The organism is Sphingomonas arabinosi (genome assembly GCF_036663715.1).
In the GTDB taxonomy this organism is placed as follows: Bacteria; Pseudomonadota; Alphaproteobacteria; order Sphingomonadales; family Sphingomonadaceae; genus Sphingomonas.
This window is the reverse complement of record NZ_JAXOJN010000006.1, coordinates 114823-137603: the sequence shown is the minus strand read 5'-3', so window position 1 is coordinate 137603 and position 22781 is coordinate 114823. Positions and strand designations below refer to the sequence as shown.

Here is a 22781-nt window from a genome sequence, read left to right as displayed (position 1 = left end):
GCCTTATTCAGGCGGCTGGCGGAGACGGAGGGATTCGAACCCTCGGTACCAGTAAACCCGGTACGGCGGTTTAGCAAACCGCTGGTTTCAGCCACTCACCCACGTCTCCGGCTGCAGCAGATGCGGGGCTATAGCGAGGGTCGGCGCGAGGGGCAACGCCTGTAATCGCGTCCGGCGCTTTATTCGCGGCCGCCCGTGATCGCAGTTCTGCCCGACGCGCTCCCGCCACTGTAACACCCCGCGCCGCCGCCCCCCCGTCCACTCCTACGCCCATGCTCACGCCCGCCAACCCGTTCACCGCGAATTCGCCCGAATTCGACAGGCTCGGCGCGTTCGTTCATTGCGCGGCAAGCCCGACGCTGGTTAACTCCGGCCTCAGGGGTTAACTCGTGGCTCAGCGGTTGACCGCCCTGCTTCGGGGCGCCTCCCGTGTTTTCGACGAGTTTGGGGATCGACATGCGTAGCTTCTGGCTTGGCCTAGGTGCCATTGCGACTGCCCTTTGCGGGAGTGCCGTGGGTGGCGCGGCGCGTGCGTCGGCGCAGGTGCAGACGATCGACCCCAACCAGGCGATCGACGGGGATCTGTCCCCGCAGGCGTATTCCGCCCCGCCGCGCGCGCAGGCGAACACCCAGCCGTCGCGCCCCGCCTATCCGGAGACGCCGGTCCAGGATGCGGCGCCCCCGCCCCCCGCCGCCACGACCAACACGCCGACGCCCGAGACGCGGGCGGAGGCGACGATGCAGGCGGCCGACACGTACCAGCGCGACGACCTGCTCGCGGCCGGCGAAGGCGTGTTCGGCAAGGGCGCGGCAGGGCTTGGCGGCATTCTCGAGAACATCCTCAAGGACCAGGGCCAGCCCAACGCCTACATCGCCGGACGCGAAGCCTCGGGCGCGTTCATCCTCGGCGTCCGCTACGGATCGGGGATAATGAGCCACAAGGTCGAGGGGCAACAGCCGGTCTACTGGACCGGGCCGTCGGTCGGTTTCGACATCGGCGGCGACGCGAACAAGGTCTTCGTACTGGTCTACAACCTCTACGACACCGAGGAACTCTACAAACGCTTTCCCGCCGTCGAAGGCCGCCTGTACCTGGTCGGCGGTTTCGCCGCGACCTATCTCCGCCGCGGCAACGTGGTCCTGATCCCGATCCGCCTAGGCGTCGGCTGGCGCGCGGGGGTCAACGTTGGGTATATGAACATCACGCACAAGAGCAGGTGGCTGCCGTTTTAGGCGCAGTCGGGCAGCCGGCCACGTCCGGCTGACTCCGACAAGCCCGGCCGGCGGGCTTCAGCCCGTCCGACGACGTGGGCTTCGCCCACGGCGCGCGCCCAAACCGCAACTCCAGCGTATACCCCCACCCCAGAGCCAGCCCACGAGTTGACGCCCCCACTCCAACCGCTACCCCCGGCAGATGGCAAAACCCGACCGCCTCGCCCGTCTCGACGCCCAGCGCGAAGACCTCGAAACAGAATACCGCGAAACCCTTCTCGCCGCGCTTGAAAAGACCGCGTCCGGATCGCTAGGCCTGTTCGACCGCACCGCAGACCGCCGCGTCCGCGCCGCGATCGCCCCGACCATCGACGCGCTCTCGGAGATGGGAGCAGACATCGACGCAATGCGCGACCGCCTGATGCTGGAACCCTTCGCGCTCCACCATGACTTCTTCGCCGCGCGCGGCCCAGTCAGCGCGAGTGCGGTCGGCGAGCAGAAGGAAGCGCGCCTGTGGCTCGATCAGCTCAAGACCCCGTCATCCTGACGGAGAATACGAGAAACCGATAAGCGCGCGCTACCCCTCGAACCGCCACCCCACATTGGTCCCCGCGAGAAACGGCACCACCGCCGTCTCCCCCGTACCGATCGCCCCCGGCACCTCGGCATCGCCACGCACCAGCGTCACGGTGCCCTCGTTCAGCGGCAACCCATAGAACCGCGCGCCATGCTCGGACGCGAACCCCTCGAACTTGTCGAGCGCACCCTCCTCGTCGAACACGCGCAGATACGCCTCCAGCGCGAACGGCGCGTTGAAGATCCCCGCGCACCCGCACCCGGACTCCTTCGCCCCAACCACATGCGGCGCACTGTCGGTACCCAGGAAGAACCGCGGCGACCCCGATACCGCCGCCCGCCGCACCGCCACCCGGTGCGTCTCGCGCTTCAGCACCGGCAGGCAGTACGCATGCGGCCTGAGCCCCCCGTCGAACAGCGCGTTGCGGTTGATCAACAGATGCTGCGGCGTGATCGTCGCGGCGATCGGATGATCCGCCTCCGCCACGAACGCGGCGGCCTCGGCCGTCGTGATATGCTCCAGCACGATCTTCAAGCCCGGATAATCGCGCACCAGCGGCGTCAGCACGCGCTCGACGAACACCGCCTCGCGGTCGAAGATGTCGATCGACTTGTCGGTCACCTCGCCGTGGATCAGCAGCGGCATGCCGATCCGCTGCAACGTCTCGAGCACGCCGGTCAGCGCGCGGATATCGGTGACGCCGTGCGCGGAATTGGTCGTCGCATGCGCGGGGTACAGCTTGCACGCGGTGAACACGCCCTCGGCATAGCCGCGTTCGAGCTCCACCGGATCGGTCCCGTCGGTGAGGTAACACGTCATCAGCGGCGTGAAGTTAGCCCCTTCACCCAACGCCGCCATGATCCGCCCCCGATACGCCTTGGCCGCCTCGATGGAGGTCACCGGCGGGGTCAGGTTCGGCATGATGATCGCACGCGCGAACTGCCGCGCGGTATGCCCCGCGACCGCCTCCAGCATCGCGCCATCGCGCAGGTGGACGTGCCAGTCATCGGGGCGGCGGATCGTGAGGCTGTCGGTCATGCCGCCTTCCTATCGGCGCACGTCCCGCGACGCCAGACGGCCAAGCCCGGGTTTTCGTCGCATCGACGGATGCGGGCTTCGGTTGGAAATCGCCGCGCACGCACTAGGTGGTACGCATGGACACTGATCTTCCCGGAACGATGCTCGCCGACCGCAGCGTGATCCGCGTCGCCGGCGAAGACGTACGCGGCTTCCTGCAGGGGCTGGTCACCGCCGACACCGCCTTGCTTACGCCGGACGCGCCCGCCTGGGCGGCGTTGCTGTCGCCGCAGGGCAAGGTGCTTTTCGACTTCATCCTGTGGGCGGACGGCACCGACGTGCTGATCGACGTAGAGGCCGCGCAAGCCGAAGCGTTGACCAAGCGCCTCTCGCTCTACCGCCTGCGCCGCGCGATCACGCTCGTGCCCGACGATCTTGCCGTGCACTGGGCCGCCAAAGGCGACCGCGGCGTTCCCGATCCTCGGCTCGCTGAGCTGGGCCGCCGCTGGCTCGGACCACCAGCCGAACCGGCAATCGGCTGGCACGCCCACCGCCTGTCGCTCGGCGTGACCGAGGGCGTCGGCGAACTCGGCGCCGGCGAGACGCTGTGGCTCGAATGCAACGCGCGCGAACTGAACGGCGTCAGCTTCACCAAGGGCTGTTACGTCGGCCAGGAGAACACCGCGCGGATGCACCACCGCGCGAAGGTCAACCGCCGGCTGGTCGTCGCGCCGTTCACCGAACCCAGCGGACGGACACGCGTAACCTATCCCGAACTCGGCGTGATGGTCGAACACCGCCGCATCGGGTCACTTGGCGACGCCATCGTTCCGCGCTGGCTGGCCACGGCGCTAACGGAAACGCCGACCGACTGACTCACTCAGGGATGCGCGCGAGCCCAGTCCGCAGCGTCCGTTACCTGAGCCGATGACGGCGTCACGCCCGTATACAGCACGAACTGCTGCAACGCCTGGAGCGTGGCCACCTCCGCCCCGGTAACGCACCGCTTGCCCGCCACGGCCGCGGCGCGCAAAAATGGCGTCTCGACCGGATATTGCACCACGTCGAACGCTACGGCGCAGGCCGCGATCATCGCCTCGGGAAAAGCCAGCACATCGGCATCCGACCCGGTCATCCCGCGCGGCGTGGCATTGACCAGCAATGCCGCCTCGCCCGCGGGTTCCGCCGCCCAGGCAAACCCGTACCGATCCGCGATCGCGCGTCCGGCCGCTTCGTTCCGCGCGACGATCGTCCCGTCCCGAAAACCGCTGTCGCCGAGTGCCGCCGCCACCGCCTTCGCCATTCCGCCAGATCCTCGCACCACGAACGGCATCGCCCGATCGAGATCCGCGACCAGATCGACGACCGCGCCGTAATCGGTGTTGTGCCCGGTCAGAACGCCGTCGTCGTTGACGATCGTATTCACGCTGTCGATCGCGCTGGCCGACTGCCCCAACCCGTCGAGCAGCGGGATCACCGCCTCCTTGAACGGCATCGAGATCGCGCACCCGCGAATGTCGAGCGCCCTGATCCCGCCGACCGCACCGTCCAGGTCCGTGGTCGAGAACGACTTGTAGACGAAATCGAGCCCGGTCAGCTCGTACAGCCGGTTATGAAACCACGACCCGAAATTCCCCGGTCGCGCCGACAACGACATGCACAACCGCGTGTCTCGTCCAATCAGCGGTTTCATCGACATCTCCTCGTTCGCTCCGCCCCAGTATAGCTTCGATACGCCAGGGTGAAGGCGCGAGCGTCGCAACGACGCTCCCTCACGGTATCCAGGCAGCAGATATGCTCACGCGAAGGCGGAAAGGCGCGAAGATGTCCGACTCCGGGCCAGGCGCTGCGACCTGACGGCACAGGCGCGATAGCACTGAAAAGATTCAAGAAGCAGGAAACCCCGCCCCACGCGAACCCTCTTCGCGCCTTTGCGCCTTCGCGTGAAGACATCGGCGTTCTGCCAAACGCCGCCCTCGCGAAAGGCCCGAACGTTGATTTTGTTCGCGCGGAGGCGCGGAGCCGCGGAGAGTAAGAAGACGGTTTGGACAGCGCTTCCCGCCATGGCCCCGCCCCGGCGAAGCCAATCGTCAAAAGCCGCGTTCGCGGACGACCTTCGCCAAGAAAGATCCATCTCCGCTCTTACTCTCCGCGCCTCCGCGCCTCCGCGTGAACCAAATCAACGCCAGCCGAAGCCGCCGCCCTCGCGACCGGCCAGCCCCGCGCAAAAAGCACAAAAGAAAAGGGAGGCCAGCTTGCGCTGACCTCCCCGATCTTCATTCCGTAACCGACCCGAAAGCCGGTTGGCGAAAGTCTTACTGGCCCGAACCCGGACCGTAGGTGACTTCCACGCGACGGTTCTGCACTTCGCGAACGCCATCGGCGGTCTCGACGCGCGGACGGCTCTCGCCGAATGCTTCCGTCGAGATGACGCTGTCCGGGATGGCATGCGAAGACAGATATGCCTTCACGCCATCTGCGCGGCGCTGCGACAGACCGACGTTGTACGATGCCGAACCCGACTTATCGGCGTGACCTGCCAGCATGACCTGTGCGTTGCCGCACGACTGGTACTGCGTGACGGCGTTGTCGAGGATCGACGCTGCCTCAGGCGTGATGTCCGACTTGTCCCATTCGAAGAACACGATGAACGGACCAGGCGAGCAGACGACTTCAACCGGAGCTGGCGGCGGCGGCGGTGCCATCGGCTCAGGCGGCGGCGGCGGCGGCGGCGGCGGCGGAGCAGCAGGCTCGCCGAAGTTGTACGTCACACCACCAAGGATGCTGTGCGAACGGAAGCGACCGTCGAACACGCGGTTCGAGTTGTCGACCAGCTTGACGTTCTCGGCGTTGAAGAAACGATACTTCAGCGTCGCGTCGATGTGGTCGGTCAGTGGTGCACGGATACCGGCCAGGCCCTGATACGCGAACACGGTGTCCGAGTCGTTCAGGAAGTCTGCGTTGGTGATGCCATACTGCGCCTTGACGCGAGCGACACCGACGCCGCCGCCGACGAAGCCCTGGATGCCATCGTCCGGACCGAAGTCCAGAAGGCCGTTCAGCATGAAGCTGAGAGCCGACGACGAACCACCAGCACCGCTGTAGTTGCCGGCTGCAAAGCCGCCAACCGGCGTGGTCGACGAGAAGCCGTCCACGGTTGCCTTACGGTAGCCGACTTCGGTTTCGAGGCGGAAACCGCCAAAGTCGTAGCCCATTACGGCGTCGACATCGTAACCATAGTCATGATCGACCGAACCGGCATTGTTCAATGCGCCGATATCATAGTCGATGTCTTCAACGATCATCGCACCGCCTTCTACGCCTACGTACCACGACTTGTCGCGGGCGAGGGCGGGAGTGGCGAGTGCGGTGGAGGCGAGTGCCAGAACGACGGCAAGCTTCCGCATATAAATCCCCTTTCATGAGTGTCACACGGACATCGCAAACTCCCTATCCTCGGGCTTGTTTCCACGCAAGCTGACAAAAGTTAGAAGTGTTGCTGGAACGACACAGTTTTATGGGTGTTTTAGACGGAAATCAGTCCATGACCCCGCAACACGGCCAATATGGCACCAATCGTCGCTCTCGACTGGATGTCGACGATGGTTCCGCCCGTCGGGTCCGAAACCGCCGCGCGACGCGCGCCCACGACGTCGACCCCGCCGATCGAGACCTTGCTGCCGGCCAGTACGCCCAGCGTCCAGGTGCCCGCACCGAACCGCGCCGGCTGGCCGTCGGCGATGCTCCACACGGTCATGCCCTCCCGACCCACTAGAAACCGCCAGCCGCTGCTCGTCCACCCGGCGATCGCCCGCGCCTGCCCGGCCCAGCCGCCGGTCGGTGCGGTACCTACGATCCACGCGCTCCCGGGCGTCGGCGCTACCGGCGGCACGTTGGTTCCCACCGCCACCACGCTCGCCTGCACCGCGAAATCGAGCAACGTCAGCGCTTCGTTATGCGTCGTTTCCTTCTGTGCCTGTCCCGGTTGCAGCAACGGCAATGCCAGCCGCGAAGTGCTGTCGTCGCTCATCATTCGTTCTCCCGTTCGATTATCAGGCCGGTACGATCAGTTCCGTCGCCAGGGACTCGCCGAAGATCCCGCGTTGCCGAACCACGACGCTGACGGGCCCGACGCGCTCGACCGCAAGCACCGACACCGAAGGTTCCGCCACCTCGACGTCGCGCGCGGTTGCGCCGGCCGTGATCGTCACGCGGTACGCCTCGGTCTCCTCGGCCAGCGGCGCGTCGACCCCGTCGATCCACCGCCACCCCGCCCTGCTCCGCCGTGTCCACCGCACCGTCGCGCCGCCATCCGCCTCGGTCGCGAACCGCAGATGCACCGGCGAAGGCGGCACCACCGAAGCGCCGCGCATCACGCACCGCGTCTCGCCCGGCGTATCGTCGCCCACGCCCGACGCGATCACCCGAACCTCGCGTCCCAGCACCGACACGGGCAAGTCGAACGCCCGCGCCGTATCCGCTTCGATCAGCACGAACCGATCCCCGACCACTTGTATGCCCGCCGCAGCCTCGGTGCCGCGCCGCCCACGCAGCAACTGGCTCAACCGCCACCGCGCGCCACCAAGCGGTTCCGCCCGCCCGAATTGCACCAGCTCGTCCCCCAGCAACGCAAGATTCACCCCCCGATCGAGCGCCGCCGCATCCGCATCGCCGAGGTCCATGTCCGCATGCGCCAGCACAACCTCGAACGCCCCCCGCAGATCGACCAGCGCAGCCGGAGCCCCCGGCGCAACGACCGCGATCGTCCCCAGCACCGCCGGCGCTGCCGTCGCGCCGGCCGCCACCCAACTCACCCCGTCATCGAGGCTGTATAGTAACGCCGCCTGGCGCCATGCCGCGCCCGCACCGGCTGCAGCGACCAGCATCCGCGGCGCGCTCAACGACGCGTCCTCCAGCCCGGGAACCTCGAACGCCCGCACGATCGTCGCCCCGACGACCGCGTCCACCGCCCCCGAAACCCGCCCGCTGGTGGCACTCGCTGGCAACGATGCGCTCACCAGCGGCACCAGCCCCAGCGTCGTCACCATCCCGTCGATACTGACATCGGCCACCCGCCAGACACCGCCCTCGCCGGAAATCGTCACGCAAGCCCCAGGAGCGAGTCCCATCGCCCCGAACCCGGCGGCAACGGTTCGCCGAACCCGCCCGGCCTCGGCCCGCGCCAGCATAGCCTCCGCCACCGTCTTCGCCGCGCCCGCGTCGAGCACCGCCGGCACCTCGACCCGCTCGTCGCGCATACCAGCCCCCGGCCGCCGCGCCCGCTGCACCCCCGCCTGGTAATCCCGCGCCGCGTCATAATACCCAACGGTCACCGTCCGCGGCACCGTCTCGATCGCCGCCACCGCCCGAGCCCGCCGCACGCCCTTCCCCTCAACCGCAAACCCCTCGTCGGCGACGGCAACAATCACCCCAGCCGCATCCCGCATCACCAACCCAGCTCCGGAGGGCGCAAACCAGGCCCCGCCAGCCTGCCCCAACATCTCCAGCACCGCCCGAACGCTCCCGCCAGACGCCGCAAACCCACCCACCGCCAGCGCACCCGTCCCCGAAACCTCCCCCGCCAGCGCCTTCGCGATCGTCGAAACCAGCACCGGCCCCTCGTCCGCAATCACCTCGAACGTCAGCGAAGGAATGCGATTCCCGAAATCCGCCAGCTGCAACATCTCGAACACAGCGTAGGCGCACCCGCGATACGCCGGCGACGCCCCCTCCGCAGATGCGATCAAAGGATCCACCGCCTGATCCTCACCCCCCAGATGCAACCGAAACCCGGTCGCCGTCTTGAAGTCCCCAGCCGCCCCCCGCAGCAACTTCCCCTCAGCCCAGATCCGCCCCACGCCGCGGATAGCCCGAGCCGACAACAGCACCGCAAAAGACGCCGCATAAGAGTAGGTCGAGACACTGGGCTGCCCCTTCCCACTCCGAGACGAGGCCCGCGTCTCGATCAGGTCGGTCGCCCAGATCACTGTCCCCGCCACGCGCATCGTCCCGAACAGCTTCGGAATCTGCGCTCCATAGGACGACGTCTGCACCGCCAGCTCGACCAGTCGCGGCCCCTCCCGCCGCTTCGGCGCAAATACCGCGCCGTCCACCGACCGCCCGATCAGCGCCCCGATCGCGCCCCCGATCGGCCCGCCCACCGCGCTCCCCACGGCCGTCAATACCAAGGTCGCCATGTCACACCCCATCCGCCAAACGCCAAGGATCGGCCAAGGCGGCATCCCCGGCCGCTCCACCACGCGCCGCAACCCCGCGTCCGCATGCACGAAGCCTGTCGCGGTCCTGATCCCCAGATGAACCTGCCCCGGCCCCGCCGCCATCAGCAGCACGTCGCCCGGCTCGGCCTCGGCAACCCGCACCAGCACCCGATCGAGCAAACCCCAATCGCCACCTCGCAGCGAATACCCGCTCGGAACTTCGCCAGAATACCCCCCAGCCCGCAAAGCCAGCGCAACCAGCCCGACACAATCGAGCCCGTCCAGCCCCCGCCCATGCAACCGAAACCGCGTCCCCACCGCCGCAAGCGCAGCCTCCGCGATCCGGCTCAAGCCCCAGGATACCGGGTCAGCAGATCGATCCCCGGCAGATACGGCTCCCCCCGAAAGTTCACCGCATTCCCAAACCGCCCCGCACAGGTGGCGAGACTCTTGTCACACCCCTCGACGACCTCGACGAGAGCACCGGCCTCCACGGCGAACGAAGGCACCGCCCGCAACGTAACCGTCACCCCCGCACCCCGAGCGACAGCATTCTCCAAGCCACAATTCGCGCCCCCGAACCAGCGCAACAGCCCACCCCCAAGCCCGTCAGCGCTCGAATCCAGCGTCACCACCGCCCCCTCGCACGCCACGACCCGAGCAAACCGCCGCCGCCCCGCCATCGCCACCCGACACCGCCGATCCCCCAGCTCCGCGCGACACTCCGGCGAAGTCTCCTCCACCACCGCCCGATCCAGCGCCGCACTCGCCCCCCGCAACTCCGCGGTGAACCCGCCATCCCCCAGCTCGACCGCCCCGATCACGCCCTCCCCGAGCTCCACCCGAGACGCCGGATCGGTCCAGTCCACCGCAAACAGCACCACCCGAGCCCCATCCCAGCGCCCCGCCAACAAATCCCGCTCCCCAATCGCGGCGCTCGTCAGAGCCCCCGCCACATCCATGGTATCCGCCTCCAGCCCATCCGCCCGCTGGATCGCCGAAGGCGTCATCCCCGGCGCAGCCCGGTGCACCAGCCCATCCACCACCAGATCCCGATCATGCGCGGTCAAGCCCACCGCCACCCCATCCCGCCGCTCAATCCGCCAGCACAACGCGATCGTAGCCAGCTCGACATCCAGAAACATGAGCGTCTCCTCTTCAAGAGAACCCTCTCCCTTCAGGGGAGAGGGAGGGGCCCGCGCGCCCTTGCGCGTGGGAGGGTGAGGGGAGTGAGGCTCAGGACGACAATCCCAACCGCCCCTCACCCTCCCGTCGCCAAGAGGCTCCTCCTTCCCTCTCCCCAACGGGGAGAGGGAAAATCACGCCTCCCGAACCTCGACCAGCGGCACACTCGCCGCCACCCCAGCCAGAAACGTAGCTCTCGCCACGCTCAACCGATCTTCCGCAAACCGAACCGGCACATCGAAAGCAAACCCCGCCGTCACCACCGCCCCCGGAGCAGGCGCCACATCCAGCACCACCCACCCCCCAGCCTCCACGGAGAACGCCGCAGTCCCAACGCCCCCCAAAGCCACCGAAACACTGCCAGCAACCGGCCGAGTAATCCGCCGCTCCATCGCACCATACGACTTCACCAGAGCAAACCGCCGCAAGACCCCATCGCCAACCCCAACAACCTCCCCGACCGCGTCGAAATCGAAAGGATCCCGCAACCGAAACCCCCGCGCCGCCCCCATCCGCGCCCGAAAGAACGCGAGCAAAACCCCGATATCCGCCTCGCTCCGCAACCCCGGCCCGACATCATACGACGTCCGAGCCTCCGCCCACGCCGCATTCCGCGCCTCCCGCCCCCCCGAACTCGTCAGAATCGCAGTAGAAAACCCAGGCGCCACCTCGGCCTCGCGCCCCAGCTCCAACGGAAACAGCACGTCATCGAACGCATCCGCGACCTCGTCTCCTTCAGAGCGATCAAAATGCACGAACCCATCCCGCATCACCTGCGGCAGCGCCCAGAGGAACGTCTCCGCCACCCCCCGAGCCCGAGCCACCTCGGCCGCAGCCTCGATCAGCCCCCACTCCGCCGCCTGGTCAGGACGCAACACGAACCCGGATAAGTAATGCTGCCTCTCCACCGGATACCCCAGCCGCGCGAACGCCACCGCCACGCCCTCCGCAGAGGACGCAGAATCCCCCGCCGTCACCCAGTCGTAATCCTCCAGCTGCAGCACATCGAACGCAGGACTAGCCCACCCCACCGGCATGTTCGCGCGCTTCGCCTCCGGCGCCTTCGCATCCAGCACTGTCGGCAGATACGTCAGCAGATGCGACACGCAGCCCGGTGCGACCGTCTTGACCGCCGCCACCAGCGCCGCCGTAGACGCCGCCAGGCAAACCCCCGCCGCATCCAGCGTCACGATCTGCGCAGGCGTCTTCGACCGTCGGATATTCGGGATCGCCACCGGCGCAAACGCCGCCACCGCGCTAGCGTCATAGAAGCACGGCCGCCCGTCGCTCATCACCCACCACCAGGGCTCGCCCACCTGAAACTTCGGCGCCAACCCCGCCGCCACCGCGATCCCGATAAAAGCCCGCGCGACCGCCTGAAGATACCCCATCGCCCCGCCATGCGCCGGCGACAGCAACGTAGACGGCGGCTCCCACCCCGTCAGCGCCGGCGACCCATCGGCGGTCCGCTGCTTCCAGTCGCCCCAGCAATGCGCGTCGAACAGCTCGTAACTCAGCGACCAGATGACATCGAAGCCCAGCGCCCGCGCGCGCGCGGCGAAGTCCCGATGCCAGGCCGCACAGGCAACGTTCAAAACGCCCCCCGTCGCCGAAACGTAAAACCCGCCGCCTGCCCCCTCGAGCCGGAAATAATGGCTCATCCCGACATAATGCGTGATGCTCCCCCGATACCCGAGATGCAGCGCATTGCGCAGCAACCGCGCCGGCGTCAGGTTATAGCTGTCGTCATACCCACCAGCGATCCGAACCCCGTGCTCCGGCACCACCGCATCGCCGATCGCCAGCACCGCCCCCGGCCCCTCGCAGACGAGATCGGTCCACTCGACCCACCCCTCGCGCGGCGCGCTCAGTGAAACATCCGCCCCCGAATAGTCCGGCGGCACCACCGACACGAACATCCGGTCGATATCCCCCGCCCACACCGGATCGCTATCCTCGGGCAGTTCGAACCCGCCAACCATCGCCGCGAAATCGAGCGAGACCACCGCATCCGCCGGCGCCCCCACCGCATAATTCCACAACCGCACATACCAGGACCGAGCCACCCCCGCCGCGTCCCGCCCCTCGATCGTGAGTGTCGGGCCGTTAATGGCATCCAACGCCATCACCCCCGAAGACCGCCACCGAAACCGCAGCCGACAGTCCCGAAAATCCCGAGACGTCTCATACTTCAGCAGCGGATGATCGAAGCGATCCACCGCCTCCCAGATCACCCCCGCCAGATCATCCGCCTTATAAAACACCGCATCCACTCGCAGCGCGTCAGGACCGGTAGTCACTACGCAAGCCATCATCGGCCGAGGAAAATCCACCGTCCAAAACCGAGGATCAAACCGAGACACACCCCCCTCGACCTGCACAGTCCGAGCCGAGCAAAGCCAATGCGCCATAATATCCTCCTACTGTCCCTCTCCCCTCCGGGGAGAGGGAGGGGCCCGCGCGCCCTTGCGCGTGGGAGGGAGAGGGGAGTGAGGCTAGGAACATCAATCCCAACCGCCCCTCACCCTCCCGTCGCCTACGGCTCCTCCTTCCCTCTCCCCGAAGGGGCGAGGGAAAAGCGATCACTCCACCGCCAAAGCCGCCTTCACCGCCCGAGCCACCTGCCGCCCCGACTGCGCCAAAACCCCAGCAGCACTCCCCCCGGCAGCATTCACCGTAATATCCACCCTAACCTCCCGAACCCCGCCCCCCGGCGCCCCAACCTCAACCCGCCCGCTGGAAGTAGGCACGAAAACCTCCGCCCCCCGCTCCCCAACGACATAAGCCCGCCCCGGCGACACCGGCCCGCCGGTCGCCCGCCCAGGCAACCCACCAACCAACCCAGCAAGCGCCCCACTCAAACCCCCACCACTCAACACGGACTGCACCCCAGCCTTAAGCGCCGCCGAAGCAATCGCATCCAGCGCCGACAGAGCCACCCCCTTCAGCTCCTCGAACCCCAGCTTCCCCGACCGAACCGCCCGCAACAGCCCCGCCTCCAGCCGAAGCGCAGCCCGCTCCGCCCCGCTCCCGAGCACCCCCTCCAACTCCCCCCGCATCGCCTCGACATCACGCGAAAACCCGTTCGTATCCGCCCGCACGCTCACCAAAGCCGCATCAAGATCATCCATCAGGAAAAGCCCCCCTCAACCGCGCGATCGTCGAAGCATCCGGCGGCGCCGTAACGTCGCCCACCAAAGCCCCCACGACCCCCGCCAATTCCGCCGGCGTAGCCCGCCAGAACACCTCCGGCCCCCACCCCAGCACCGCCCCCGCAAACCCGGCGAGCCGCGCAGCGCTGTCGGAAAACGTCACTTCCCCGCCAGGATCTGCCGCAACAACACCCGCAACACCGGCGTGACCGCCGCCAGCCCCGCCTCGACGACAGCCTCCCCCAACCGCTCCCGAGTAACCCCCTCGGGACACTCGCGAAGGCAATGCCAGAACAGCCCCACCATCTCCCCAATCCCAAGCTTCCCCTCCGCCGCGCGCTCCACCAGCGCAAACAAAGGCCCCAACTCCCCCTCGGCCGCGACCAGCGCAGCAAAGCTAGGCCGCAAAACAAGAGTCTCCCCCCCGACCCGAAGAGCACCCTCCCCCCGAACCGAATTCGCCAGATCGTTCATAAGATATCTCCAAAATTTCCCTCGCCCCTCCGGGGAGAGGGAGGGGCCCGCGCGCCCTTGCGCGTGGGAGGGAGAGGGGAGTGAGGCTAAGAACCCAAATCCCAACCACCCCTCACCCTCCCGTCGCCAAGCGGCTCCTCCTTCCCTCTCCCCGAAGGGGCGAGGGAAAGCCGCTAACCCACGACAACAGCCCCGGAACTCTCGAGGCTAAGCGTATAAGACCGCTCCCCATTGAAATCCCCGGCATAGTCCAGCCGAGAAACCAGGAATTTCCCCGTCATCGTATCGCCCCCCTCGAACGCCAGCCGATAATCATCCAGCACGCCCGACAGCGCACTAGCCTTCACCCGCAACTCCGCCACCGACCCGGTAAAGACCCCAGCCCCCGAAACCGAAACGCTCCGAACCCCAGCCCCCGAAAGCAACTGCCGCCACCCCCCGGAATCCTTCGTGGTGACAACGATAGCCTCCCCGTTCACCGACATCTGCGTAGTCCGCAGCCCGGCCACGGTCGCGTAAACGACAGGCGCCGCCCCGTTCCCCACCTTCAGCAGGAACGCACTCCCCTTCTCCACCGCCATGTCAGCTCCTTTTCAAAGCGTGTTCCCCCGCGAAGGCCGGGGCCCAGTCTGGACTCCCGCCTTCGCGGGAGAACAATCTTGCCCAGTTCCCGAAACCCTCAACTCTCCCGGTACATCCGCACCAGAAACTCAGCCGTCCCCCGCCACCGATCCCCAACCCGCAGCACGCGAGACCGAACCAGCGCCAACCGAACCACCCGCCACCCCTCACCAAGATCAGGCGCCAGACCCTCCAACCCCTCCTCGGCAGCAGCCAGCAAAGCGCGAACCCGAACCGGCCGCTCCCCCCCATCGAACAGCGTCAGCAGAACGCGCCCCTCCCGCCCGACCCAGGTCTTCGTGCTCCAGTCCGACAACACCGGCTCGTCGACCACCGCATAAGGCAGCCCACCCCGAACCGGCGGCGCATCGAACACACTCACGTCCAGCACAGCGTTCAGCCGAGCCACGACGGCCGCCTGCAAGACCACCCGCGCACTCACGCCAAGGCTCCGGGTTGCACCCCAACACCCAACCGCATCCGCCGATAAGGCCGCCACAAAGCCGCCACCGCCGCCGGCGGCGCCACATCGCTCTCCCGGTGATCGAACAGATGCGCGACCAGCATCGCCACCCCCTGCGCGATCGGGGCAGGCACGGTATCCCAGTCCTGCGGCGGATCGCCGTCCGCCCGCGCGACGATCGCCGCGCCGACGAACGCCTCGCACAACAGGACCGCGGTCTGCGCCAACCGCCCCAGCAGCGCGTCCTCCCCCGTCTCCACCCGCAACACATCCCGTGCCGAAGCGACCACGTCCGCGATCACCCCGGCAGCAATCGCCGCCAAAGCCATGTCAGATCTCCAAAAACTACCCCTCTCCCTTCAGGGGAGAGGGAGGGGCCCGCGCAAGGCGTGGGAGGGTGAGGGCACGCGCGTAAGAAACACGCACGCCCCCCCCGTCCCTCAAGCCACCGAGAACTTCATCAACTTGATAGCCTCGGAATTCGTCACGCACCCACCGACCCGCTTGGTCGCGTAGAAATTGACGAAAGGCTTGTTCGTATAAGGATCGCGCAGGATCCCAGTCTCGGTCCGCTCGGCGATAATATACCCAGCCCGGAAATTCCCGAACGCGATCGCCAGTGCATTGGCGCCGATATCCGGCATGTCCTCGGCCTCCACCACCGGATAGCCGAGCAGCGTAGCCGGCACCCCAGCCGCCAGGCTCGGCGCCCAGACGAACGCGCCATCCGTCGTCTTGAACTTCCGAATCCGCGCCAAGGTCGCCGCATTCATCACGAAGCTCGCGCCCTGCCGATAAGGCCCCCGCAAGGACTGAACCAGATCGATCAACCGCTCCTGCGGGTTCGCCGAAAAGTCCCCCGCCGTACCGCTAGCCAGATACTGCAAGGTCCCGAAAGCCCGAACCCCATCCGCAGTCGCCGCGGTCGCCGACGTCAAAAACCCCTTGGGCCGCGACACGCCCGACCCGGACACGAAAGCCGCACCTTCAGCCTTCGCAAACTCCATAGCGATCTCGCCCGCCAGCCACTCCTCGACATCGAACGCGGCATCGTCGAGCATCGCCTGGCTCGCCGAGGGATTGGCATACAGCTCCCCCGTAGGCGGCGCGATCTCGACGAACACCGGCGAAGCCGTCTGCGGCCGCGCCGCATCCTCCGCCGCCCACCCGGACGGCGTACCCCCAGTCGTAACCAACTTCCGATACCCAGCCGAGCCAACCTTCACCACGTTCGCAATCGACCGGATCGGCGAAATGCCCTTCAGCAAAGTATCGATCTGGGCATCGATCTCCCGCGGCACCGCAAACCCGCCAGAGTCCCCCGTGACGCCCGTAAAAGCCTTCATCTCCAACGTAGCGCCAGTCCGCACGAACCCCGCAAACGCCGCACTGACACCCAGAGGCGCCGCCCCCTCCAGAACCGGCCGGTCAACAACACCCATCAGTCATCTCCTCGCAAGAAACAAAAAAAGGCGCCCCGCAGGACGCCCAATGAAACTTCAAAATCCCCTCGCCCCTCCGGGGAGAGGGAGGGGCCCGCGCGCCCTTGCGCGTGGGAGGGAGAGGGGCGTGAGGCTAGGAACACCCACCCCAAAGCCCCTCACCCTCCCGTCGCCTACGGCTCCTCCGTCCCTCTCCCCGACGGGGAGAGGGTTTTAGGGCACGCCGCTAAGCCACCACCTCAACCCGCGCCAAAGCCTGCATCGGCACCGCCACCAAACTAACCTCCACCAACGCCACGGACAGCAACTCCCGCCGCACCCCCTGCCGCACAGACAAAGCCCGATACCCAACGGACAACCCAGCCACCGCCCCACCCCGCACCAACCGAGCCAACTCCGGATCCTCAACCACCCCCTCGACCCGCAACCCCCGCACGTCCTCCGCGACCACGGACAGAGAACCAACCGCCCCCCCACGATGCTGCCACAACAAAGGCACCACCCGAGCGTCGGCAAAAGCCCCCCGCCGCACCACATCCCCCGCCCGATCGACGACATCGAATACCGCCGCATACCCCGAGAACGCCACCGGCCTCACTTCAACCACGCGGCAAACCCTAGCTTCACCGCCAGCCCCGCCAACATCAGCGCCATCGCCAACCGAGCGATCCACCCCACCACCGCCTTCCACACCGACCGCTTCGCATCCCGCCAAGCGGCCAGCAGCTCGCGCAACTCCGCCACATCCTCCCGAGCCCGCTCGTCGCTCAAAGCCACCCGCGCCAAGGCCCGAGCCGCCCCCAGTTCCCCAGCCTCCTCAACGATCGCCCGCAGCGTCACCAGGTCCACACCCCGCTCAGCCCCCTGCCGCATCAACTGCGCCAAAACCGCCCCGTCCATCACGCCACCTCCGATATGTCCAAGAGAGCCCGCTTCTCGCCGTCACTAAGAAACGAAGCCCCCGAAACCATCCCCCAAAGCCGCTCCCGATCCTCGACCAGCGCCGGCACCCGATCGAGATCGACCGAGATCGCCGCCCCCTCGAACCACCCAGCCAACCCCTGCGCGATCCCCGTCAGCACCGAAGACGCCAGCGGCAACACCCCCAGCCGCCACAGCGCCCGGTTAGCCTCGCGGTAGTTCGCATAGGAATTATCCCCCGGCAGCCCGAGCAACATCGGCGGCACCCCGAACGCCAGCGCGATCTCCCGCGCCGCCGCCGCCTTCGTCCCCACGAAATCCATGTCGGCGGGCGACAGACTCAAGGCCTGCCACCGCAAGCCACCTTCAAGAAGCATCGGCCGCCCAGCATTCCCCGCCCCCGAGAACGAAGCCTCCAGCTCCCCCCGCAACCGCTCGAACTGCTCGGTCGACAGCACCGCGCCATCCTTCGGATCGTACATCAGCGCCCCCGAAGGCCGCGCCGCGTTATCCAGCAAAGCCTTGTTCCACCGCGCCGCCGCATTGTGGATCGCCACCGCGCCCGACGCCGCCCCCAAACACCCCAGCCCATAATGGTCATCCACCGGATTGAAGCTCTTCAGGTGGATCACCTCCGGCCGAACCGCATCCGCGTGCAGCCGCGTAACCCGCTCCCCGACCCGATACCGATACGCCGCCGGCCACCCATTGGAGTCCGCCTCGACGGCAACCCGCTCGGGCCGAAGCGCAAACAACTCCGCCGCGCCCCCGTCGACGTCGCGCAACACCTGCACATACGCATTCCCATGCAACAGCATCTGCGCCGCCACCGTCTCGACCAGCGACTGCCCCCCGGACCGCGCCGTCACCAGTGCGACCAGAGCCGGATCCGAAGCCACCAACGGCGCCGACCCGACGCACTCCACCACCAGCTTCACCGCCCGCTGGACGATCGCATTCCCCAGATACCCCGCCCGCACCTGCGCCTCGTAAGAGTACGGCACATCCCCAAACGCGCCCTGAAACCCAGGCGCGCTGAGCGCACGCGACAACACCGGCCGCGACTCATCGCGCCCGGATTTCCACCCGAACAATTTCATGATGATCTCCTGTAACGAAAACCCCTCTCCCTTCAGGGGAGAGGGAGGGGCCCGCGCGAAGCGTGGGAGGGTGAGGGCACGTTCACCAAAGCGCGTGCCCTCACCCTCCCGTCGCCCACGGCTCCTCCTTCCCTCTCCCCTGAAGGGAGAGGGCAAAAACCTCTCTTCCCCCCTCCCCGAAAGGGAGGGGTCGGGGGTGGGTCGGCATCCGCATATCCAGACCCCAGCGGCAAAAACCAGCCAACCCACCCCCAGCCCCTCCCTTCCAGGGAGGGGAGGAAACAACCCCCAGCCCCCCCCCAACGGGGAGCAAAACCCTCTCTTCCCCCCTCCCTGGAAGGGAGGGGTCGGGGGTGGGTCGGCATCCGCATATCCAGACCCCCGCGGCAAAAACCAGCCGACCCACCCCCAGCCCCTCCCTTCCAGGGAGGGGAGGAAATAAGCCGCCGCCCCTCACCACCAAGAGGGGAACAAACCTAAAGCACCCGCACCGAAACCCGCGCCCGCGGCCCCAGCATCACCTCCGTCATCGCCCAAACCAGCGCATCCGCCCGATCCGGCGACCGCCCCGGCCCCTCATACCCGCCGCCCGCGATCAACCCGCAAAGCTCGTCCTCCAGATCCGGAAACGCCCCCACATGCCAGGCCCGCCCGGACTCATACAAAGCCACCACCGGCTCCGCCCGCGCCACCTTCCCCAGCGCCGCATGCACCAACTTCACCGGCATCGCCCGGTCGGCACCAGAGAGAACGCTCCCCACCATCTTCCCCCCCTGGTTGGCCTCCGCGATCACCCGGTCCGCCCCGTGCCGCTCGGCACACTCGGCAACAGCTCGAGCCCATCCCTCCGGACTGGCCCCGGACACGCTCGCATCCTCCAGCACATACGCAAACCCATCGACCCCGAGCGCCACGACCACGATCCCGCAAGCATCCCCCGGCCCCCCGGAAACACTCCCGGCCGGCGGATCGACCCCGACGACCACCCGCGTCACCTCGGGCGCAAACGCCTTCCGCCGAGACTCCACCAACGCCCGAGTCCAAAGCGCGCCCACGACATCCTCGATCAACTCGCCATCCAGCTCCTGCCGCCCCAGCCGCGTCCCCCCATAGGACGCCGTCATCGACTCCACGAAGCTCACCGGCAGATGCAGGTTATCCACGGTCCGCCCCTGCGACCGCACCACCCCCGGCAAAGCCAGGATCCGCCGCAACAGCGCCACCGGCCGAGGCGTCGTCGTCACCACGATCCGCGGCAGCGTCCCCAGCCGAAGCCCCATCATCAGATTGTCCCACGTCGCATTCCCGTTACGCCATTTCGCCACCTCGTCGCACCACGCCATGTGATGCTCCGGCCCGCGCAACCCCTCCGGCGCCTCCGCGGAATAGGCCGAAGCCAACGCCCCGTTCGCAAACCGCAGTTCGCCCAGCCCAGCCCGCCAGACCGGCTCCTCGTCGTCCCGCGCCACCGCGAGCAGCCCGCTCTCCCCCTCGATCATGACCCGCCGCACGTCCTCGATCGTCGCCCCGACCAGAGCGATGCGGGCCCCCGGATTATCCCGAGCCACCTGGCTGACCCACTCCGCCCCGGCGCGGGTCTTCCCGAACCCCCGCCCCGCCAGGATCACCCAGACCCGCCAGTCGTCGCGCGCATCGCCCGTCGCGAGATGCTGCCCCGGATGCGCCCAGATCGCCCACCGGTCATGCAGTTCATGCCGCTCCGCCGACGTCAGCCGCCCGAGCAGCGTAGCCCGCCGCGCCTCCGGCAACACCGCCAGTTCCGCAATGACATCACGGGGCGCCTCACCCTCCACCTCGGCCCCCTCGCCCAGCTTCTCGTTGAGCTCCTCCAGCGGCCCGTCGTCGAGCTCATCATCGTGTCCATCATTCACTGGGGCATCGACTGAAGCATCGATCGCCACCGCGCCCTCCAGATCGTCGCTCATGCCTCGCCCTCGACCGAAGACGCGCGCAACCGCTGCGCCAGCGAATCCAGCTTCTTCGCGATCGAAGCGTTGGTTTCCGACACCGTCGCGCGCCGATGCTGCGGCCGCTTGCCGCCACCGCCGCCCGCCTGCGCCGCCCGAAAGCGCGCCAGCATCGACATCCCGACCTGCACCGCCTGCAACCCCGACAAGTGCATCGCCCCGAATCCCGGCATCGGCCCCGCGAACGCCGCCGCGCCGGACTTCACGGTCGTCACTCCGCCATCTCCCGGCCCGTCTCCCACTGCGCCACCTCCCACTGCGCCACCCCCGACTCCGCCACCTTCCGACTCGTCGTCTTCCACCCCGCCGTCCACGCCAACGTCCCCGCCAACGTCATCGCCCCCAACGTCATCGCCCCCAACGTCACCGACGACAGCAACGGCCACCGCCGCCCCGACCGTCACGCCGCCGGAGTCTCCGTCACCGGCAGCCTCAGCCGGTTCGCCCCGCAGCCCCGCCAGCGTAATCATCAGCAAAGCCTCCTCCAGGCGATCATATCCGCTGACCAAGGCCTCGGCCCAAAGCGCCGCGAACGCCGGCTCCCGCCGCCGCAGCGCATGCGCGCCCGACGGCGTCATCCCGACGCCGATCGCCGCCGTCGTCACGTTCGCCGTCATCGACAGCGCCAGCAGGAACCCCTCGCGCCGCGCCGCGGTCCACCCGTCCTTGCGCACCGTCCGCACCTGCGTGACGCGATTTCGGCCCCCGTTCAGGACCACACCCACCCCGATCGCCATGCTGAGCCCCCACTTCCCGAACCGCCCGAACCAACCGCAGAACGCAAAAAGGCCGGCGACCCCCGAGGCTCTCACCCCGGCCGTCCCGACCTTCCCAGCCGAGCCATCAGCCCGACCTACAATTCTTCAGCGTTCCTGTTATGTACCAAACGAGCGTGACGATGTCAAGCCTTTTAACCGATATGGTTCGCGGTTGATCGTGACGATGGGATTACCGAACGCAATATATCTAGCGTACGAGCACCCCACCCCGTCCACCGGCTTCGCGCCTCGCCCCGAATGCGCCAGCGACGCATTAGGCTTGGTCCTCAAAGGCTTAAACGCAGACGTTTGGTGCGACGGCGACTTGCCTAAATCCGGTCGTTCGGTCAGGTTCGGGACAAGATTGCGCTATCAGCAAGGTGCTATGATCCGCCCGCCCCCTCTAACGCTGCGCGGTAGTCGGGTTCGCCACACTGGCAAGGAACGGGGCAATGGATCGAAACCCCTGATCGCAGTCGGCCGTTCGAATATAAATCAAATCGAAAGAGCCAGGGATGAGGACTATTTCCGTTGCAATGGCGACCTACAATGGTGCGAAGCACCTTGGGGAACAGCTCGCAAGCATCGAGTCTCAAACCAGATTGCCCGATAAAATAGTCATCACCGACGACATGTCGTCCGACGGCACGTGGGACATTCTCGTCGATTTCAAGAACCGATCCAGCCTCGATGTTCATCTTCATAAGAATGAAGCGCGGTTGGGTTACGGCGCGAATTTCATGAAGGCCGCGTCCTTGTGCACCTCCGACCTGATTTCATTCTGCGACCAGGACGACATCTGGGCGGCCGACAAGATCGAGCGATGTATTTCGGTATTCGACGATCCGAGCATCCTGCTGTGTCACCACGACGCGTTCATCATGCGGGGGGAGCCCGTCGAGGCCGACTCGATCGGCAACGAAGGCCTCGAGCGCAACCCGGTTCAATCGAACATGATGCGACGGCTATGGGGGTGCCCGAGAGGCTTCACTCAGGTCTTCAGATCGTCGCTGAACCACTTCTCGTCGTTACGCGAGGGAACGATAGACCATAATTCCGCGTCGCATGCGCCGATGGCACATGACCAATGGATGTATTTTCTCGCGACCAGCCTTGGCGCGACGAAGTTCCTGGATGAGAAACTGGCATATTATCGGCAGCATTCCGAAAACGTCTTCGGCTTGGATAAGGCGAGCGAAAGACGACATCTCACGAGCCAGGCAGGGAACGGTCTTGCCGAGTTCTCGCGTCGGAGCAAGGCCGCCGTGGCACGGTCTTCGACACTGCAGCGCGTCACGGAAACGCTCGATACGACCGATCCGCGTTTCGACGTGAAGCAGGCAGCGTCGATAGCGGACCTATACCATAAAGTTGCCGCCTTATACTCGCGCCGGGCAATGGCATACGGCGACGCCGACAAGGCAACTGCCTTGAAAGCGCTGACGAAGAATTTGGTCGAAGGCTGGTACATCGGCTGGAAAACACCGCGACTAGGTCCCGCACCAATGATGAAGGACATCCTTTTCGCAGCAAGGCGTGCGATAAGTTATCGGTGACGTCTGACAAAAGCTGCTCGTCCGCTTCCTACAAAAATCGGGCATCACGACGTCATTGCCAAAGTCGAGATAGGTGGTACACTCCACCCGATAAGGA

General features: G+C 66.9%; 23 protein-coding genes and 1 tRNA gene. 4 read left to right on the top strand and 20 right to left on the bottom strand.

The window, feature by feature from the left end:
- Window positions 1-16 precede the first annotated feature (16 nt).
- A tRNA-Ser gene (locus U1708_RS11965) sits at window positions 17-109 on the bottom strand.
- A 347-nt stretch (window positions 110-456) separates the two neighbouring features.
- Between U1708_RS11965 and U1708_RS11960 the strand changes: the two genes are divergently transcribed.
- Both U1708_RS11960 and U1708_RS11955 read left to right on the top strand, forming a co-directional pair.
- Complete coding sequence (locus U1708_RS11960) at window positions 457-1233, top strand: DUF1134 domain-containing protein (RefSeq protein WP_332745970.1); 777 nt, start codon at window positions 457-459, stop codon at window positions 1231-1233.
- Between the two features lie 181 nt (window positions 1234-1414).
- Entirely contained in the window at window positions 1415-1759 is a 345-nt protein-coding gene (locus U1708_RS11955; RefSeq protein WP_332745968.1) for a hypothetical protein, read from the top strand.
- Window positions 1760-1789: 30 nt separating this feature from the next.
- On the opposite strand, the gene pyrC is transcribed toward U1708_RS11955, so the two are convergent.
- On the bottom strand, window positions 1790-2827 hold the full coding sequence (gene pyrC, locus U1708_RS11950) for a dihydroorotase (RefSeq protein ID WP_332745965.1): 1038 nt from the start codon (window positions 2825-2827) through the stop codon (window positions 1790-1792).
- Window positions 2828-2943: 116 nt separating this feature from the next.
- On the opposite strand from pyrC, the gene ygfZ reads away from it, so the two are divergent.
- The gene (ygfZ, locus tag U1708_RS11945) at window positions 2944-3681 is read left to right on the top strand and encodes a CAF17-like 4Fe-4S cluster assembly/insertion protein YgfZ (RefSeq protein WP_332745963.1); all 738 of its coding nucleotides are present in this window, start codon (window positions 2944-2946) and stop codon (window positions 3679-3681) included.
- A gap of 5 nt (window positions 3682-3686) precedes the next feature.
- Here the strand turns inward: ygfZ and U1708_RS11940 are convergent, their stop codons facing one another.
- From U1708_RS11940 to U1708_RS11855, 18 genes are all read right to left on the bottom strand, one after another.
- Window positions 3687-4505 carry a shikimate 5-dehydrogenase gene (locus U1708_RS11940; protein ID WP_332745961.1) on the bottom strand — a complete coding sequence of 273 codons (819 nt, stop codon included), beginning with the start codon at window positions 4503-4505 and terminating at the stop codon, window positions 3687-3689.
- 616 nt (window positions 4506-5121) lie between these two features.
- Entirely contained in the window at window positions 5122-6213 is a 1092-nt protein-coding gene (locus tag U1708_RS11935) for an OmpA family protein (protein WP_307088938.1), read from the bottom strand.
- A 119-nt stretch (window positions 6214-6332) separates the two neighbouring features.
- Complete coding sequence (locus U1708_RS11930; protein WP_332745957.1) at window positions 6333-6836, bottom strand: DUF2793 domain-containing protein; 504 nt, start codon at window positions 6834-6836, stop codon at window positions 6333-6335.
- Between the two features lie 22 nt (window positions 6837-6858).
- Complete coding sequence (locus tag U1708_RS11925; protein WP_332745954.1) at window positions 6859-9375, bottom strand: phage tail protein; 2517 nt, start codon at window positions 9373-9375, stop codon at window positions 6859-6861.
- Entirely contained in the window at window positions 9372-10169 is a 798-nt protein-coding gene (locus U1708_RS11920) for a phage/gene transfer agent baseplate hub protein (RefSeq protein ID WP_332745952.1), read from the bottom strand. Before U1708_RS11920 ends, U1708_RS11925 begins: the two co-directional genes overlap by 4 nt.
- Before the next feature lie 174 nt (window positions 10170-10343).
- Window positions 10344-12620, bottom strand: coding sequence for a DUF2460 domain-containing protein (locus U1708_RS11915; RefSeq protein ID WP_332745950.1), 2277 nt, complete (start codon window positions 12618-12620; stop codon window positions 10344-10346).
- Window positions 12621-12791: 171 nt separating this feature from the next.
- Window positions 12792-13343: a tail tape measure protein gene (locus U1708_RS11910; RefSeq protein WP_332746221.1), complete on the bottom strand. Its 552-nt coding sequence runs from the start codon at window positions 13341-13343 to the stop codon at window positions 12792-12794.
- Window positions 13333-13524 carry a phage tail assembly chaperone gene (locus U1708_RS11905; protein ID WP_332745948.1) on the bottom strand — a complete coding sequence of 64 codons (192 nt, stop codon included), beginning with the start codon at window positions 13522-13524 and terminating at the stop codon, window positions 13333-13335. The genes U1708_RS11910 and U1708_RS11905 overlap by 11 nt, the downstream gene beginning before the upstream one ends.
- Complete coding sequence (locus tag U1708_RS11900) at window positions 13521-13835, bottom strand: gene transfer agent family protein (protein WP_332745946.1); 315 nt, start codon at window positions 13833-13835, stop codon at window positions 13521-13523. Before U1708_RS11900 ends, U1708_RS11905 begins: the two co-directional genes overlap by 4 nt.
- A 173-nt stretch (window positions 13836-14008) precedes the next feature.
- Window positions 14009-14416, bottom strand: coding sequence for a phage major tail protein, TP901-1 family (locus U1708_RS11895; protein WP_128453819.1), 408 nt, complete (start codon window positions 14414-14416; stop codon window positions 14009-14011).
- A 98-nt stretch (window positions 14417-14514) separates the two neighbouring features.
- Entirely contained in the window at window positions 14515-14865 is a 351-nt protein-coding gene (locus U1708_RS11890; protein WP_332745940.1) for a DUF3168 domain-containing protein, read from the bottom strand.
- 29 nt (window positions 14866-14894) lie between these two features.
- Complete coding sequence (locus U1708_RS11885) at window positions 14895-15248, bottom strand: head-tail connector protein (RefSeq protein WP_332745938.1); 354 nt, start codon at window positions 15246-15248, stop codon at window positions 14895-14897.
- Window positions 15249-15359: 111 nt separating this feature from the next.
- Window positions 15360-16361, bottom strand: a complete 1002-nt coding sequence (locus U1708_RS11880) for a phage major capsid protein (RefSeq protein WP_332745935.1) — start codon at window positions 16359-16361, stop codon at window positions 15360-15362.
- Window positions 16362-16587: 226 nt separating this feature from the next.
- Window positions 16588-16968, bottom strand: coding sequence for an HK97 family phage prohead protease (locus U1708_RS11875; protein WP_332745933.1), 381 nt, complete (start codon window positions 16966-16968; stop codon window positions 16588-16590).
- Window positions 16956-17261, bottom strand: coding sequence for a DUF6127 family protein (locus U1708_RS11870; RefSeq protein ID WP_183129183.1), 306 nt, complete (start codon window positions 17259-17261; stop codon window positions 16956-16958). Before U1708_RS11870 ends, U1708_RS11875 begins: the two co-directional genes overlap by 13 nt.
- Complete coding sequence (locus U1708_RS11865; protein WP_332745930.1) at window positions 17261-18382, bottom strand: phage portal protein; 1122 nt, start codon at window positions 18380-18382, stop codon at window positions 17261-17263. The genes U1708_RS11870 and U1708_RS11865 overlap by 1 nt, the downstream gene beginning before the upstream one ends.
- 476 nt (window positions 18383-18858) lie before the next feature.
- Window positions 18859-20328 carry a DNA-packaging protein gene (locus U1708_RS11860; protein WP_332745927.1) on the bottom strand — a complete coding sequence of 490 codons (1470 nt, stop codon included), beginning with the start codon at window positions 20326-20328 and terminating at the stop codon, window positions 18859-18861.
- Window positions 20325-21107, bottom strand: coding sequence for a hypothetical protein (locus U1708_RS11855; RefSeq protein ID WP_332745925.1), 783 nt, complete (start codon window positions 21105-21107; stop codon window positions 20325-20327). Before U1708_RS11855 ends, U1708_RS11860 begins: the two co-directional genes overlap by 4 nt.
- 557 nt (window positions 21108-21664) lie before the next feature.
- On the opposite strand from U1708_RS11855, the gene U1708_RS11850 reads away from it, so the two are divergent.
- Window positions 21665-22684 (top strand): glycosyltransferase, encoded by a 1020-nt coding sequence (locus tag U1708_RS11850; protein ID WP_443030043.1) that lies wholly within the window; start codon window positions 21665-21667, stop codon window positions 22682-22684.
- Window positions 22685-22781 lie beyond the last annotated feature (97 nt).

Bases quoted from the DNA above. Each gene is read 5' to 3' on its own strand.
- U1708_RS11960 (WP_332745970.1), top strand. From the start codon at position 457: ATGCGTAGCTTCTGGCTTGGCCTAGGTGCCATTGCGACTGCCCTTTGC.
- U1708_RS11955 (WP_332745968.1), top strand. From the start codon at position 1,415: ATGGCAAAACCCGACCGCCTCGCCCGTCTCGACGCCCAGCGCGAAGAC.
- pyrC (WP_332745965.1), bottom strand. From the start codon at position 2,827: ATGACCGACAGCCTCACGATCCGCCGCCCCGATGACTGGCACGTCCAC.
- ygfZ (WP_332745963.1), top strand. From the start codon at position 2,944: ATGGACACTGATCTTCCCGGAACGATGCTCGCCGACCGCAGCGTGATC.
- U1708_RS11940 (WP_332745961.1), bottom strand. From the start codon at position 4,505: ATGTCGATGAAACCGCTGATTGGACGAGACACGCGGTTGTGCATGTCG.
- U1708_RS11935 (WP_307088938.1), bottom strand. From the start codon at position 6,213: ATGCGGAAGCTTGCCGTCGTTCTGGCACTCGCCTCCACCGCACTCGCC.
- U1708_RS11930 (WP_332745957.1), bottom strand. From the start codon at position 6,836: ATGAGCGACGACAGCACTTCGCGGCTGGCATTGCCGTTGCTGCAACCG.
- U1708_RS11920 (WP_332745952.1), bottom strand. From the start codon at position 10,169: ATGTTTCTGGATGTCGAGCTGGCTACGATCGCGTTGTGCTGGCGGATT.
- U1708_RS11915 (WP_332745950.1), bottom strand. From the start codon at position 12,620: ATGGCGCATTGGCTTTGCTCGGCTCGGACTGTGCAGGTCGAGGGGGGT.
- U1708_RS11900 (WP_332745946.1), bottom strand. From the start codon at position 13,835: ATGAACGATCTGGCGAATTCGGTTCGGGGGGAGGGTGCTCTTCGGGTC.
- U1708_RS11895 (WP_128453819.1), bottom strand. From the start codon at position 14,416: ATGGCGGTGGAGAAGGGGAGTGCGTTCCTGCTGAAGGTGGGGAACGGG.
- U1708_RS11885 (WP_332745938.1), bottom strand. From the start codon at position 15,248: ATGGCTTTGGCGGCGATTGCTGCCGGGGTGATCGCGGACGTGGTCGCT.
- U1708_RS11880 (WP_332745935.1), bottom strand. From the start codon at position 16,361: ATGGGTGTTGTTGACCGGCCGGTTCTGGAGGGGGCGGCGCCTCTGGGT.
- U1708_RS11870 (WP_183129183.1), bottom strand. From the start codon at position 17,261: ATGGACGGGGCGGTTTTGGCGCAGTTGATGCGGCAGGGGGCTGAGCGG.
- U1708_RS11865 (WP_332745930.1), bottom strand. From the start codon at position 18,382: ATGAAATTGTTCGGGTGGAAATCCGGGCGCGATGAGTCGCGGCCGGTG.
- U1708_RS11860 (WP_332745927.1), bottom strand. From the start codon at position 20,328: ATGAGCGACGATCTGGAGGGCGCGGTGGCGATCGATGCTTCAGTCGAT.
- U1708_RS11855 (WP_332745925.1), bottom strand. From the start codon at position 21,107: ATGGCGATCGGGGTGGGTGTGGTCCTGAACGGGGGCCGAAATCGCGTC.
- U1708_RS11850 (WP_443030043.1), top strand. From the start codon at position 21,665: ATGGCGACCTACAATGGTGCGAAGCACCTTGGGGAACAGCTCGCAAGC.